At 71.4% G+C, this 14,488-nt stretch carries 11 protein-coding genes and 3 tRNA genes; 10 read left to right on the plus strand and 4 right to left on the minus strand.

Annotated elements, in window-relative coordinates:
- The first annotated feature begins 84 nt into the window (after positions 1-84).
- On the plus strand, positions 85-516 hold the full coding sequence (locus tag DNL27_RS01360) for a thiamine-binding protein (RefSeq protein ID WP_112234478.1): 432 nt from the start codon (positions 85-87) through the stop codon (positions 514-516).
- A 16-nt stretch (positions 517-532) separates the two neighbouring features.
- A complete protein-coding gene (locus DNL27_RS01365) occupies positions 533-1,462 on the plus strand; it encodes a spermidine synthase (RefSeq protein WP_112234479.1) in 930 nt (309 codons plus the stop codon).
- 86 nt (positions 1,463-1,548) lie between these two features.
- Here the strand turns inward: DNL27_RS01365 and DNL27_RS01370 are convergent, their stop codons facing one another.
- A complete protein-coding gene (locus DNL27_RS01370; RefSeq protein ID WP_204360315.1) occupies positions 1,549-3,009 on the minus strand; it encodes an NCS2 family permease in 1,461 nt (486 codons plus the stop codon).
- A gap of 226 nt (positions 3,010-3,235) precedes the next feature.
- Here DNL27_RS01370 and DNL27_RS01375 point away from each other — a divergent pair, with 226 nt between their 5' ends.
- Positions 3,236-4,675 (plus strand): FAD-dependent oxidoreductase, encoded by a 1,440-nt coding sequence (locus DNL27_RS01375; protein ID WP_112234481.1) that lies wholly within the window; start codon positions 3,236-3,238, stop codon positions 4,673-4,675.
- A gap of 165 nt (positions 4,676-4,840) precedes the next feature.
- Complete coding sequence (locus DNL27_RS01380) at positions 4,841-5,935, plus strand: LLM class flavin-dependent oxidoreductase (RefSeq protein ID WP_112234482.1); 1,095 nt, start codon at positions 4,841-4,843, stop codon at positions 5,933-5,935.
- 38 nt (positions 5,936-5,973) lie between these two features.
- Here DNL27_RS01380 and DNL27_RS01385 read toward each other — a convergent pair whose 3' ends face one another.
- Positions 5,974-7,308, minus strand: a complete 1,335-nt coding sequence (locus DNL27_RS01385; protein WP_112234483.1) for a D-arabinono-1,4-lactone oxidase — start codon at positions 7,306-7,308, stop codon at positions 5,974-5,976.
- A gap of 285 nt (positions 7,309-7,593) precedes the next feature.
- Between DNL27_RS01385 and DNL27_RS01390 the strand changes: the two genes are divergently transcribed.
- The 5 genes from DNL27_RS01390 (at position 7,594) to DNL27_RS01410 (ending at position 9,773) form a co-directional block, all read left to right on the plus strand.
- Positions 7,594-8,541: a universal stress protein gene (locus DNL27_RS01390; protein ID WP_112234484.1), complete on the plus strand. Its 948-nt coding sequence runs from the start codon at positions 7,594-7,596 to the stop codon at positions 8,539-8,541.
- A gap of 108 nt (positions 8,542-8,649) precedes the next feature.
- A tRNA-Glu gene (locus DNL27_RS01395) sits at positions 8,650-8,722 on the plus strand.
- Between the two features lie 88 nt (positions 8,723-8,810).
- Positions 8,811-8,884 (plus strand) — tRNA-Asp (locus DNL27_RS01400).
- Between the two features lie 76 nt (positions 8,885-8,960).
- Positions 8,961-9,033, plus strand: a tRNA-Phe gene (locus tag DNL27_RS01405).
- A gap of 227 nt (positions 9,034-9,260) precedes the next feature.
- Positions 9,261-9,773, plus strand: coding sequence for a hypothetical protein (locus DNL27_RS01410; protein WP_112234485.1), 513 nt, complete (start codon positions 9,261-9,263; stop codon positions 9,771-9,773).
- A 206-nt stretch (positions 9,774-9,979) separates the two neighbouring features.
- Here DNL27_RS01410 and DNL27_RS01415 read toward each other — a convergent pair whose 3' ends face one another.
- Positions 9,980-11,872, minus strand: coding sequence for a glycoside hydrolase family 13 protein (locus DNL27_RS01415; protein WP_112234486.1), 1,893 nt, complete (start codon positions 11,870-11,872; stop codon positions 9,980-9,982).
- A 788-nt stretch (positions 11,873-12,660) separates the two neighbouring features.
- Between DNL27_RS01415 and DNL27_RS12310 the strand changes: the two genes are divergently transcribed.
- Complete coding sequence (locus tag DNL27_RS12310; protein ID WP_239494407.1) at positions 12,661-13,188, plus strand: hypothetical protein; 528 nt, start codon at positions 12,661-12,663, stop codon at positions 13,186-13,188.
- A gap of 151 nt (positions 13,189-13,339) precedes the next feature.
- Here the strand turns inward: DNL27_RS12310 and DNL27_RS01425 are convergent, their stop codons facing one another.
- On the minus strand, positions 13,340-14,485 hold the full coding sequence (locus DNL27_RS01425; protein ID WP_112234487.1) for a hypothetical protein: 1,146 nt from the start codon (positions 14,483-14,485) through the stop codon (positions 13,340-13,342).
- Positions 14,486-14,488 lie beyond the last annotated feature (3 nt).

The following is a 14,488-nucleotide window of genomic DNA, read 5'->3' on the forward strand; positions in this document are numbered from 1 at the left end:
GGCTGTGCCTCCAAGTCTATGGACTCCCCACGCGGCCGGGGGTGAGGGGTAACGCACACCGGGGATCGGTGCCACACTGGTCACATGCTGGTCGCCTTCTCCGTCTCCCCCAGCGGTGGGGACAATCCCGATGCCTCCGTCCACGACGCCGTGGCCGCCGCCGTTCACGTGGTGCGCGAGTCCGGGCTGCCCAACCGCACCGACTCCATGTTCACCACCATCGAGGGTGAGTGGGACGAGTGCATGGCCGTGGTCAAGGAGGCCACCGCCGCGGTCGCCGAGTACGGGCCGCGCGTGTCCCTGGTGCTCAAGGCAGACATCCGCCCGGGCCACACCGGTGAGCTGACGGGCAAGCTGGAGCGCCTGGAGTCCGCGCTGTCCCACCACGAGCTGGGCCGTTCGCAGGAGCGCCGCGGCATCACCTCGGGCACCGCCGGCTCGAACGGCCCCGCCGCCTCGGATGGCACCGCTGGCACGGAGGGCACCGCGAGCTCCGACGCCGTCGGTCGGACGTGACGGCCCCGCGCACCTCGTGAGCAGGAAGAGCAAGAACGCCAAACGGGCCGGTCGCGCGGAAGCCGGCGCCGCGGCGTCGTCGGACGCACCGGGGCTCGTGGCGCGCACCTGGGTCACGGACACCGGGACCGTGGAGCTGCAGCAGGACACGTACGTGCCCGGCGCGTGGGTGCTGCGGGTGAACGGGGTGCCGTCCTCGCACATCGTCCCAGACCGTCCGGACCAGCTGGAGTTCGAGTACATGCGCTGGTTCTCCACGGTGCTCGAGGACCACGTGTCCTCGCACCTGGATCCCACCGCGCTGCGCGTGCTGCACCTGGGCGGCGGTGCGTGCTCGATGGCCCGCTACCTCGCGTGGCGCTACCCGCAGTCGCGCCAGGTGGTCGTGGAGCTCGACGCCGCCCTGGCCACCCTGGTGCGCGAGTGGCTGGACCTGCCCCGGGCACCGCTGCTGCGGATCCGCCCGGGGGAGGCGCGGGCGGTCACGGAGTCGCTCAGCGAGGCCTCGCGGGACATCGTGATCCGGGACGTCTTCGCCGGGGAGCAGACCCCGGGCCACCTGCGCACGCTCGAGTTCGCGCACCACGTGGACCGCGTGCTCGCGCCGGACGGGCTGTACCTGCTGAACGTGGGGGACACCCGCAACCTCAAGGGCACCCGGGCGGAGATCGCGGCGCTGCTGGAGGTCTTCGAGCACGTGGCCGCGGTCGCGGATGCCCCCATGCTCAAGGGCCGCCGCTACGGCAACGTGGTGCTCGCCGCCTCGCACGCGCCCCTGCCGGCGGCCGGTTCCGCCGACGCCGCCGCGCTGGGCCGCGAGCTGCTCGGCGGCTCCCTGCCGGCCCAGTACAAGGACACCGCGTGGTGCCGCGAGCTCGCGGCGGACACCCGCCCGTGGCTCGACAAGCCTGCGGACCCGGTCCCCGAGGGGCCGGACGCGGCCTGACGGGCAGCCACGACGAACGCCGCCCGCGCCTCACGGGAACGGGCCCGTGGGAGGCGGCGTGCGGCGTCGTCGTCAGGAAAGCTGGATCAGCCCGCCCAGCCGTGGATCACGCCGATGCCGAAGAACGCCACGAACGCCAGGGCCACCACGTACATGAGCGGGTGGACGTCCTTGGCGCGGCCCTGCACCAGGCGGATGAACACGTAGGAGACGAAGCCCGCGCCGATGCCGTTGGCGATCGAGTAGGTGAACGGCATCACGGCGAAGGTGAGGAACGCGGGGATGGCCACGCCCCAGTCGGTCCAGTCGATGTTGACCACGTTGCGGGCCATCAGGAAGCCCACCACCACCATGGCCGGGGCCACGGCCTCGAAGGGGACCACGTTGACCAGCGGGGTGAGGAACATGGCGGCGAGGAACAGCACGCCGGTGACCACGTTGGCCAGGCCCGTGCGGGCGCCGTCCGCGATGCCCGTGGAGGACTCCACGAAGATCTGGTTGGAGGACACGGAACCCGTGCCGCCGGCCACCGCACCGAGGGCGTCCACGAGCAGCACGCGGTCCACGTTCTCGATCTGACCGTTCGCGTCCTCGAGCCCGGCCTGGCGGGAGAGCCCCACCATGGTGCCCATGGCGTCGAAGAAGATGGACAGCAGGATGGTGAAGATCAGCAGCGCGCACGCGATCCCGCCGAGCTGCGTGAAGGCGTCGATGGGGGCGGCGGAGCCCAGCAGGGAGAGGTCCGGCACCGCGAAGAGACCCTCGGGGGCGGAGGGCACCACCAGGGACCAGCCGTGGGGGTTCTCCACGGAGGAGCCGGACGGGGAGACCGCCTCCAGCACGTGGGCCAGCACGGTGGTGAGTACCACCGAGATCAGGATGCCGCCCTTGACGTCCCGCACCAGCAGCGCCACCGTCAGCAGCAGACCTACGGCGAACGTGAGGGTGGGCCAGCCGAACAGCTCGCCCCCCACGCCCAGCTGCACGGGCACGGTGGTGTGGGCGGCGTCCGGGATGCGCCGCACGAACCCGGCGTTCACGAAGCCGATCAGGGCGATGAACAGACCGATGCCCACCACGATCGCGGCCTTGAGGGAGTCCGGCACCGCGTTGAACACAGCGGTGCGGAAGCCCGTGAGCACCAGCACCACCATGATCATGCCGGCCCAGATCACCAGCCCCATCACCTGCGGCCAGGTGAGACCGGGGTTCGTGGCGATCGTGACGGCCAGGAACGCGTTCACGCCCAGCCCCGTGGCCACACCGAACGGGGCCTTGGCCCACGCGCCCATGAGGATGGTCAGCACACCGGCCACCAGGGCGGTCATGGCCGCCACGCGGTCACCGCCGAGCGTGTTCCCGGCGCCGTCCGGGCCGTAGCCGAGCACCAGCGGGTTGAGCACCACGATGTAGCTCATGGCGATGAACGTGGCCACGCCACCGCGGACCTCCCGGCCCACGGTGGAACCACGCCGGGTGATGGAGAAGAAGCGGTCCAGCCCGCCTCGGGGCTCGCTGCGCTGGGCGGGCGGGGTGGATGACGACATGGGGATCCTCACGGGTGGGCGCGTTCGGGCGCCGAACGGGACGGGTGGGGGATGTTTGTGTAGAAATACTACGCCGACGCCGCCCGCTCACCGCGGCACCGCGCACCTGCGCGGCCGGTCCCGCGGGGTGGGGTGCGCGGTGCCCGCGCGGGCGCCCCGCGTGGTTAGGCAAGACTGACCCGCGTTCACTACCGTTGATCCCAGTCCCTGCCAGCACGCGGGATCCGTGTGCGCGTCGAAAGGAATCACCACCGTGACAACCCCCAACTCCCGCCCGCTCCGCGTGGCCGTGATCGGTGCAGGCCCCGCCGGCATCTACGCCGCGGACATGATCACCAAGACCGAGGCGGTGCGCGAGGGTGAGCTCGAGGTCAGCGTGGACCTGTTCGACCGCTACCCCACCCCGTTCGGGCTCATCCGCTACGGCGTGGCCCCGGACCACCCGCGCATCAAGGGGATCATCACGGCGCTGCGCTCCATCCTGGGCCGCGGGGACATCCGGTTCTTCGGCAACGTGGAGTACGGCCGGGACATCACCCTGGGGGAGTTCCTCACCCACTACGACGCCGTGATCTTCGCGACCGGCGCCGTCAACGACGCCCCCCTGGACATCCCCGGCGCGGACCTGGACGGTTCCTACGGCGCGGCGCGCTTCGTGGCGTGGTACGACGGCCACCCCGACTACCCCCGCACGTGGCCGCTGACCGCGAAGGAGATCGCGGTGATCGGCAACGGCAACGTGGCGCTGGACGTGGCGCGGGTGCTGTCCAAGCACGCGGAGGACATGCTGGTCACGGAGATCCCGGGCAACGTGTACCAGGGGCTGCGGGAGTCCCCGGTCACGGACGTGCACATCTTCGGGCGTCGCGGCCCCGCCCAGATCAAGTTCACCCCGCTGGAGCTGCGCGAGCTGGCCAAGTCCCGGGACGTGGACATCGTGGTCTACGACGAGGACTTCCAGTTCGACGAGGCCTCCGAGAAGGCCATGGTGGCGAACAACCAGACCAAGGTCATGATGAAGACGCTGCAGAAGTGGCGTGAGGACGAGACCCCCAAGACCGCGTCCCGCCGGCTGCACCTGCACTTCCTGCAGACCCCGGATGAGATCCTCGGGGACGAGGACGGCAAGGTCCGCGCCATCCGCATGGAGCGCACGCGCCTCAACGGGGACGCCTCCGTCACGGGCACGGGCGAGTACACCGAGTACCCCGTGCAGGCCGTCTACCACGCGATCGGCTACCTGGGCTCGCCCCTGCCGGAGCTGCCGTTCGACCCCGAGCGCGGAGTGATCCTCAACGAGGAGGGCCGCGTGGTCGAGGCGGACGGCACCCCGGTCCCCGGCGTCTACGCCACGGGCTGGATCAAGCGCGGGCCCGTGGGCCTGATCGGGGCCACCAAGTCCGACGCCCTGGAGACCGTCACCCACCTGGTCGAGGACCGTGCCTCGCTCGCGGACCCGGACCGGCCGGAGCCGCAGGCCGTCGTGGAGCTGCTCGAGGACAAGGGCGTGCAGTACACCACGTGGGACGGCTGGCTCGCCCTGGATGAGTACGAGCAGAGCCTGGGCCAGTCCTCCCACGACGCCGAGGGCAACCCGCGCGAGCGCGTCAAGGTGGTGGAGCGGGACGAGATGATCTCGGTCTCCCGCGGAGCTGTCCAGCAGTAGCGCCCATCGGGTCGTCCTCCCCTCCCCTGCACGCCCTTGGGCCGCCGCCTGCCCAGGCGCGCAGTGGGATCGGGTTGTGTGTCCTTGAGTGACGTGGCGCATAGGCCTCAGCTCCGTCAGCCGTAGCGTGGCCTGGACCGGACAGCTACGACAGGAGTGTTTCCCATGGCCCCGATTTCCCTCCACTGGTTCCTCCCCACCGCGTCGGATTCCCGCGGCATTGTGGGCGGAGGCCACGGGGCGAGCATTCAGGCCACAAAGACCCTGCGTGGACCGCGTCTGCCCTATTTGGTGCAGGTGGCGCAGGCGGCGGAATACAACGGTTTCGAATCCGTGCTTTCGCCCACGGGCCTGTGGTGCCAGGACGCCTGGTTGACCACGGCCGCCATCTCCCAGCACACGAAAAGACTCAAGTTCCTCGTGGCGTTGCGTCCCGGAGCCATGTCCCCCACCCTGGCGGCCCAGATGGCGGCCACGTACCAGGACCTCACGGGGGGACGGCTCAACGTCAACGTGGTGGCCGGCGGGGAGTCCACCGAGCAGCGCGCCTTCGGAGACTTCTTGGACAAAGACGGTCGCTACGCTCGGACCGGAGAGTTCCTGGACATCGTGTCCCGCCTGTGGGATCACGAGCCACCCTTCGACTACCGAGGTGAGCACCTCGCCGTGGAGCAGGCCAGGCTGGACTTCCCGCCTGCGCCCCGTCCGCAGGTGTACTTCGGGGGTTCCTCCGCAGCTGCGGCCACCGTGGCTGCGGAGCACGCGGATGTCTTCCTCACGTGGGGTGAACCACCGCAACAGGCAAAGGAGAAGATCGACCGGATCCGTGAACTCGCGAGGGCACGCGGACGCAGCGTGCGCTTTGGCATCCGTCTGCACACCATTTCGCGGGAGACGTCGGCTCAGGCATGGGCGGTGGCCGAGGGCATGCTCGCGGGCGTGGACGAACGGATGATCCAGGAGCAGCAGGAAGCGCTGCGCCGTTCAGAGTCCGAGGGGCAGCGCCGGATGCTGGATCTGCACGGTGGTTCCGCAACCAAGTTGCAGGTCCACCCCGGCCTGTGGGCAGGAGTGGGCCTACTGCGTGGTGGAGCGGGGACGGCCATGGTGGGGTCCCACCGGGAGGTGGCCGACCTCATCGCGGAGTACGTTGCCGCGGGCATCGACGAGTTCGTGCTCTCCGGATACCCGTGCCTCGAGGAGGCCTACTGGTTCGGCGAGGGCGTCCGTCCGCTCCTCCAGGCCGACGGTCTGCTCTGAGCAGTGCAGGCTCCGCGCAGGGGCGGAACGTGCGGGCATTAGAGTCCCAGCAACCTTCGGAGGTGGGGGTTGAGCAGCGTGCCCTGAGGGTCCATGGCGGCGCGCAGGGTGAGGAACTCGTCCCACTGTGTGTAGAGCGGTGCGAGGTCCTCGGCGGTGCGGGTGTGCAGCGTGCCCCAGTGGGGGCGGCCGCCGTGCTCCACCAGGATCTGCTCCGCGGCGGTGAGGAAGGACTGGCTGGGGCGCCGGCCGTACTGGCGCAGGTTGATCCACCCCGTGTAGCGGCCCCCGGCGGGGGAGAGGTGGCCCTGGTCCGGCGGGGAGCAGCGCACGGTCATGGGGAACGCGAGGTCGTAGACGTGAGCGTCCACCAGGGCGCGCAGCTCGCGCACCGCGGAAGCGGTGGCCTCCAGCGGCAGGGCGTACTCGGCGGCCACGTAGCGCACCGGACGGGCCACCGTGAACACGCGGTAGGACACGTCCGTGTAGCGCCGGGAGCTCTCCGCGAGGGACTCGATCCGGTTGAGCCCGTTCACGGCCCGCGGGATCAGGTTCCCCACGCGGCCCAGCCCGGCGGTCAGGGAGGTGCGCAGAACGGCGTCGTCCGCGCGGCGCAGCGCCCGGGAGATCGGTGAGGCGGGGCGCGTGTAGGTGTCCGGGAGGCGGTGCAGCCGGCTCAGGATGCGGGTGTGGGCCATGGTGGTGCCCGGCATCCAGGAGAACTCGAAGTGGTCCGCGGCGGACATCCGCTCCTGCAGGGTGTCCAGCAGGGAACCGATCGGCTCGCGGAACTCGGCGCAGTGCAACCGGAACGCGTTGACGCACTGGAACGTCACGGACACCACCACGCCCAGCACGCCCAGGTTCACCCGGGCGGCGTCGAACAGCTCGGGGCGGTGGGTCTCGGAGCAGGAGATCAGCTCGCCCTCGGGGGTCGCGAGGCTCAGCCCGATCACCTGACCGCCCAGCGAGGGCTGGCCCAGGCCCGTGCCGTGGGTGCCCGTGGCGAGCGCCCCGCCCACGCTCATGTGTGAGGAGTCGGGGAGGTTGGCCAGCGCCAGGCCGTGCTGCTCCAGGACCAGGTTCAGCTCCTGCAGCGTGGTCCCGGCGAACACCGTGACCCGCTGGTGGTCCTCGTCCACGGACACGAGACCCTTGAGCGCCGAGGTGTCCAGCAGCACACCCCCGGTGGGGACCAGTGGGGAGCAGCTGCGCCCAGATCCTGCGGGCCGGACCGCCGTTCCCGCGGCGCGCGCCTCACGCAGCACGTCCAGGACCTGGTCCGAGGTCGTCGGGCGCACCGTCGCGGCGGGATCGGCGCTCTGGTTCCCACCCCACGAACGCCACGCACCGCCCCTCACCTGGGCCGTCATGCGCGGCTCCGATGCTCCGCGTGTGCTCACGGCTCACCTCCGTTCCCGGGGACCGTGCGATCCCCTCGATCCTCGTCCGTCCGGCGTCGCCCACGGGCGCTGCCGGTCCCCCGCGGGGTGGTGTCCGCGCGGGCCGCGGCCCCTCGGGGACCCTCGGTGCGGGAGCGCTGTGCCCCGCGGCGTCGTCGCCCGGTGCGGACCCTCCCATCATGTCACCGCGCCCGCCCCGGGAGGGACCCCGGGGCTAGGCTGGACGCAGGAACCGTGACCCGGGGAGGGATCAGCATGAACGCACCGGACGCCGAGATCATCGTGGGGGTGGACGGCTCCGAGCAGAGCCTGGGCGCACTGCACTGGGCGGCCCGCGAGGCCCGACGCCGCGGGGCGCCCCTGCGCGTGGTCACCGCCTACACGGTGCCCATGATCGGCGGGTCCACCTTCGACGTCGGCTACGCCGCGTTCGACGACGCCGCCATGAACCGCGCCGTGGAGGACCTCGTCGCGGACGCCCGACGCCGCGTGGCCGAGCTGGACGTGGAGGTCCGCTCCACGGTCCAGGCCGGGGACCCCTCCGGGGTGCTCGTGGACCTCAGCAGGGACGCCCAGCTGCTGGTCCTGGGATCCCGTGGCCGGGGCGGGTTCATCGGACGGCTGCTGGGCTCGGTGTCCACGGCCGTGCCCGCCCACGCGCACTGCCCCGTGGGGATCATCCCCCTGCAGTGGGGCACCGAGTACCGGGTGCACGAGGACGTCAGCCGGCGCTCCGCCTTCGTGGACGGTGTCACGGTGGGCTCGGACGGCTCCGAGCACGCGAGTGCCGCGATGCTGTGGGCCGCGGACGAGGCCGAGCAGCTGGGCGTGCCGCTGACCGTGGTGTGCGCCGCCCCCTCGGACGCAGGCACCTCCGCGTGGCTGCCCTCACCCGTGGACTTCGACGACCTGCGCGGCGAGGTCCGCGCGGCACTGGACGCCTGCGTGGCCTGGCTGCGGTCCCACTTCCCCACGCTCGAGATCACCGGTGAGCTCGTGGACGGCTCTCCCATCGACGTGCTCGTGGAACGCTCCGCCCGCAACCAGCTGGTGGTCACGGGCACCCGCGGCCGCGGCGGCTTCGCGGGGATGCTGCTGGGCTCCACGTCCCAGGGTGTGCTGCACAACTGCACGAGCCCGTCCATGATCGTGCCGGGCTTCCAGGACCCGCGGCTCTCGGACCGGCCCCACGTGGCGGTCTGACGAGCGGCCGTCCCATACCACGGGTGTTTGTGGAACGGGTGGTTTGGCTCTAAGCTACTGGAGGTCCATCGTCCCATGGTGCACTCTGTGCTCCCGGACGCTGTTCTGGCCCCCATCGTCTAGCGGCCTAGGACACCGCCCTTTCACGGCGGCGGCACGGGTTCGAATCCCGTTGGGGGTACGGTTTCCACGGAGGAGCCCGCCGGACGCTCGATTTGCACAGCGAACCGTTCGTCCTGGTAGGATATCCACTCGTTGGAAACAACCAAGGCCCTGTAGCGCAGTTGGTTAGCGCGCCGCCCTGTCACGGCGGAGGTCGCGGGTTCAAGTCCCGTCAGGGTCGCTCAGGCGGCGATGAAAAGGTAACTTTTCGCGCCGTCGCGGCATATCACCGAGAGGTTTCTTCCCGGCGTGTGCCTGGCTCTGTAGCTCAGTTGGTAGAGCGTACGACTGAAAATCGTAAGGTCACCGGATCGACGCCGGTCGGAGCCACTGAACCCCCGCGTGGCTTCTACACGCGGGGGTTCTTTGCTGTCCTCGTCCGGCGGCCCCGGGGGTCTGCCGCCGCTGCTCCTGGTCGCGTCTCCCGCGGCGCACCCGGCGCAGGACCCGCCCACCACACCCCCAGGGCACGCCGAGGTTGCCCGCCTACCGTCAGGGGTGTCGGCGGGAGGTCCGCCGCGTGCGCGGGCGGCTCCGCTCCGGGGGAGGAAACGGTCATGGAACGGCGGATGCGTGTGATGGGCGCGGCCACGGCCCTGCTCGCGGTCTCCGCCGTGGCCACCGGGTGCGGCCTACAGCACCAGCGCGGCACCGCCATCGAGCTCACCCCCGTGAGTCCCAGCCCCTCCGCCCCGACATCCTCGGCGCGCGGCTCGTCCCAGCCCTCCCCGGCCACGTCCCAGGAGTGCTTCGAGGTGGCCGAGCTGTTCAGCGGTGTGGAGCTGCTGCCACTCACCGACCAGGCGGAGGACGAGACCACCGACGACGACGCCCTGGACCACGCCCGCGCCGCCGCGGACCGGATGCGCGGTCAGCTGCCCTCCGAGGTGCAGCCGGCGTTCGACGAGGTCCGCTCGATCCTCGACGGCGCGGGGGAGACCCTGCAGCCGGGGGAGGCCGCCAAGATCCACCGGGCCCTCGACCCCGCGGAGGCCTGGCTGCAGTCCCACTGCACGGCCACCGCCCGCCCCGGCCCCTCCGGTGCGGCCAGTACCCGTCCCGGCGGCTGAGCGGGGCGGCTCACGGGCTGAGCCCCGGGCCCAGGGCAGGAGCTGGACACCAGGTCCGCGCCAAGCGCCATGAGCACGAGCGGGGACTCCCGCTCACAAGCTGAACTTCACCCGAGCGACGCGGCCCTGCGGTCCCCCGGGCCTGCGGTCTTGCGGCTCTGCGTTCTTGCGGGCCGGGCCGACGCCGCAGAGCCCCGCTCAACCGGTCACAGCTCCACCCACACCGCGCTGTCCACGGTGAGCCGGTCGTTGACCACGGCGTCCTGGCCGCTCGTGAGCAGCAGCGTGCCGTTCCCGAGCTCCGCGACCTCCGCCTCGGTCTCCCCGAGGTTCGCCGCCACCAGCACGCGGCGGCCGCCCCGGGTGCTGAGCACGTAGGCCAGCACGCCCTCCGGGCCGTCGCTCAGCGGGTGCCACGAGAAGTCCGCGGTCCCCAGCCGCAGCTCGTCCCGCAGCGTCAGCGCACGCCGGTACAGGTTCAGCGTGGACTGCGGGTCGCCCAGCTGGTGGTCCACGGTGATCTGCGCGAAGGACTCGGGCTGCGGCAGCCACGGTTCCGCACCGAAACCCAGCCCCTCGCCCACGGGCGACCAGGGCAGCGGCACGCGAGCGCCGTCGCGCCCCAGCTCCGCGCCCGCGGTGCGGTGGAACGTGGGATCCTCGCGGGCGGCGTCGGGAAGGGACGTGTGCTCGGGCAGACCCAGCTCGTCCCCCTGGTAGACGTACGCCGACCCCGGCAGGGACAGCTCCACCAGTGCGGCGGCGCGGGCGCGGCGCAGGCCCTGGCCGGGGTGGGGCTGCTCGTCCTGCGCGCCGATGCCGTTGGGGTACGCGGTGCGCGAGCCCAGGCCGTAGCGGGAGGCGTGGCGCACGGTGTCGTGGTTGGAGAGCACCCAGGTGCACGGCGCGCCCACCTCGTAGTTGGCGCGCAGGGAGATGTCGATGGTGTCCCGCATGCGGTTGCGGTGCCACCCCGAGATCAGGAAGTCGAAGTTGAAGGCCTGCTGCGCCTCGTCCGGGCGCACGTAGCGGGCCAGGCGGGACGCGGGGCCCACCCACGCCTCCACCACGAGCATCCGGTCCCCGGGGTACTCCTGCAGCACGCGGTGCCAGTCCCGGTAGATCTCGTGCACGCCGTCCTGGTCGAAGTACGGGCCGGTGTCCATGGTCTTGGCGGGATCGTCCGCGTTCGCGCTTTCCTCGTCGCCTCCGACGACGACGCCGCCCGGCTCGGTTCCGGCCCCGCACGCCTGCTCGGCGCCGACCGTCTCCGGCCCGGAGGGTGCCGGGCCGGTCTCGGCCGCGGCCGTGGAGTCCACGGGGACCTCCTGAGCGGCGGGGCCGGTGCGGTCCGCTGGGGCGCCGTTCGCGGCGTCGTCCTCCGCGGCTGTGCCCTCCACCATGTGCACCTGCTCGTCCCAGTCCGGCAGGCCCTCGGCCTTGATCATCCCGTGGGCCACGTCCACCCGGAAGCCGTCCGCACCGCGGTCCAGCCAGAACCGCAGGATCGCGCGGAACTCCTCCCACACCTCCGGGTTCTCCCAGTTCAGGTCTGGCTGGGAGGAGTCGAACAGGTGCAGGTACCACTGGCCGTCCGCCACACGGGTCCACGCGGAACCGCCGAACAGGGACTTCCAGTTGTTCGGCGGCAGCTCCCCGTTCTCACCGGACCCCTCGCGGAAGATGTAGCGGTCCCGCTCGGGTGAACCGGGTGCCGAGGCCAGGGCGGCCCGGAACCACTCGTGGTCCTCGGACGTGTGGTTGGGCACCAGGTCCACGATGATCTTCAACCCCAGCCGGTGGGCCTCCTCGCGCATGCGGTCGAAGTCCTCGAGCGAGCCGAAGCGGGGATCCACGGTGCGGTAGTCCGCGACGTCGTAGCCGGCGTCGTGCTGCGGCGAGAGGTAGAAGGGGGAGAGCCACACGGCATCCACGCCGAGCCGCTTGAGGTACGGCAGCTTCTGGGTCACGCCGCCCAGATCCCCCATGCCGTCACCGTTGGAGTCCTTGAAGGAGCGGGGATACACCTGGTAGATCACGGCATCGCGCCACCACTCGGAACCGGAGGGGGCAGGGAAGGAAGTCTGGGAGAAAGTCACGCGTTCCAGGCTACCCACGTCCGGGCGCGGGGGGCCAAGGGGCACCACGCCCTCTGCAGGGGACCCGCCCCACGGCGCGCTACCCCGTGCGACCCCCCGCCCGCCCGCTGCATTTGCTCCGTAAGTGCAGAAAACAGGACCCTCAGCTGCATTTGCTCCACTGGACAGCGTCCACATCTCGGGGCGGGTGCGCCGAGGGGCGGTGCAGCCCCCGGCCCAGAGGGTGTGCGGGGCAGGGTTGTGGATAACCTGCCCCGGTCAATGGATCACCTACCTACAGTTCGGGCATGGTGTTGTACCAGCAGCGTCCAGTCCCGTTTCCCCCTGAGCCCCTGGTGGTTCCCACGGCGGAAACCGGCCGACGCGCCTCACAGTTGCTCGGCAGCCCGGGCGTGCAGCGACTCGCGCGGGGACTGTGGGTGCTCCGGGACCAACCGCTCACGGCGGTGGAAAGAGCCGTTCTCCTGCAGCGGCATCTGTGCCGACCCGAGTCCGGGCTCCTGGTGAGCGGTCTGCACGGGCTGGAGCTGCTGCGGCTCCCCGTGGGCGGAAGCGAGGCGTGGGTGCAAGACGTGCTTGCGCGGCCCCACCAGTCGCGTGGCCAACGTCAGGGGGTGTTCAGCGCTTCGTCACTGAACGCCGCGTACCACTGCGTTGAGCTGCTCTGGACTGGTCACCGCGCCCAGTCCAAGCAGGACGGAGTGCGCATTGCCATGTCCCACGGTCTGCCCGGCCTCGAGGGCCCATGGGGCAGCAGGGTTGCCCACCCACTGGAGATGCTGTCCCGGATGAGCACCGTGCTGTCTCCATGGCGGATCACCGCGTGCCTGGACGCGCTGCTGTCCACCCGGTTCGTCATGCCCGGCACGTCCCGCCCGCTGCAGTTCACGCGAGACCAGTTGGAGGAGAGTCTGGACCAGCTTCCTCCGGCCGCCCGAGGGGTCATCCGGCTGCGCCGCGCGTGGCGTGACGCCCGGTCACCGTGCTGGTCGGCGGCGGAGACCCTGCCCCGGTTGATCATTGCCCGCCACGACCTGCCTGAGCCGTCCCTGAACCATCAGGTGACGATTGCAGGGCGCACGTTCTTCCTGGACCTGGCATGGCCGGGTGCGCGAACGGCCGTGGAGTACAACGGCGGTGTTCATGCTCGTGAGGTGTCCCAGTACCGGGACGAGATGTACCGCCTGTCCCTCCTGCGAGACGCGGGGTGGGACGTTACGGTCCTCACGTGGGACGATCTCCGCTCCCCGGCGCGCAGGATGACGTGGCTCTCACGCATTCAACGGAACCTGAGTCGCTCGCACCGTGCTCTCTAGTGGAGTAAATGCAGCCACACGGCCTTGAATCTGCCGTAACGGAGCAAATGCAGCACCTGCAGGACAGGCCCCCAGGCTCACCGGCCGGCGGGGGTGCCGCTTCCCGGGTGCGGAGAGCGGGGGCGACGGCGCTCGGTTCCGCCCCTCCGGGTCAGTTCGCCTGCTGCAGCTGCGCCAGCGGGGCCCAGCGCCGGAAGATGCGCCGCAGTGCCGCCGTCGCGGATCCGAACTCCCCCTCACGCAGCAGATCCAGGGCATCGGCCATGTCCTGCGGGGACTCGTCCGGCTGGATCCGGTCCGCCAGGGAACCGTAGTCCAGGCTCACCAGGGAAGCAGAGCTGAACGAGCCCAGCCAGCGGCCCAGTCGGGTGAGGTCCTGGGCGAAGGCGGCGGCCTGTCGGGCCTCGTCCGGGAGGTCGTCCTCGGGGGCGTTGCCGGAGACGGCCCGCCCGGCGTCGTCGACGGTCCGTGCGGCGTCGAGCGCGCGCCGTGAGGCGGTGTCAGCGGGGGCGATGAACCGGTGGATCTCGTGCCCGGAGTGCTGCGACGCCACGTGGTCCGCCGGTTCGAAGGCCGCGAACCACGCGAGGGGGACGGCGTAGGCGGCCTCGCGGGTGTAGACGGGTTGGAAGGCCTCCGTGGAGGTGGCCCGGGCGGCGTCCTCGACCTCGCGTTCGGGGACGAGGAGGGGCAGGAGCTGGGCGCTGTCCTCGTTCTCCGCCGCGGTGAACAGACGCAGGGAGCGGCGCAGCCTCTGGGTGGGGTGGAACACTGGGAAGTCCCCGGGGTGGTTCGGGGACGCACCGGGAACAGGCCCCGGGGAGCCCGAAGTGTCCGCGGACCCCGAAGCGCCCGGAGCCCCCGCGGAACCTGACGCACCTGCAGCGCCCGAGGCGCGAGCGGCCCCCGGACGGCCCGGAAAACCGGAAGCGCCCGCAGCGCCGGGGGCACCCGCAGAACCCGAGGCACCCGCGGCGCCCGGGGAACCGGAGGAACCCGACGGCCCCGCTGCACCCGGCACCCCCAGCAACCGCCACGCGCCGGCCGGTGCCGTGGAGAACGGCATGGTCCACAGGGGTTCGCGGGCCGGGGGCAGCAGGGACTGGGAGGTGTCCGTGAGGCGGGCGAGCTGCTCCGAGAACTCGTGCACCCCGCCGGTGAAGGGGTCCAGGGCGCGGGGGATGCCAGGCGCGTAGTGGGCGTCGAGGTCCTGCTGGGGCACGTAGACGCGCAGCGCGAACCGCACGGGCGGGCCCGTGATGCTGCGGTACGCGCTGCCCGCGTTGATCAGGGGCACGGG

The organism is Kocuria sp. BT304 (assembly GCF_003290245.1).
Classification (GTDB): domain Bacteria; phylum Actinomycetota; class Actinomycetes; order Actinomycetales; family Micrococcaceae; genus Kocuria; species Kocuria rhizophila_A.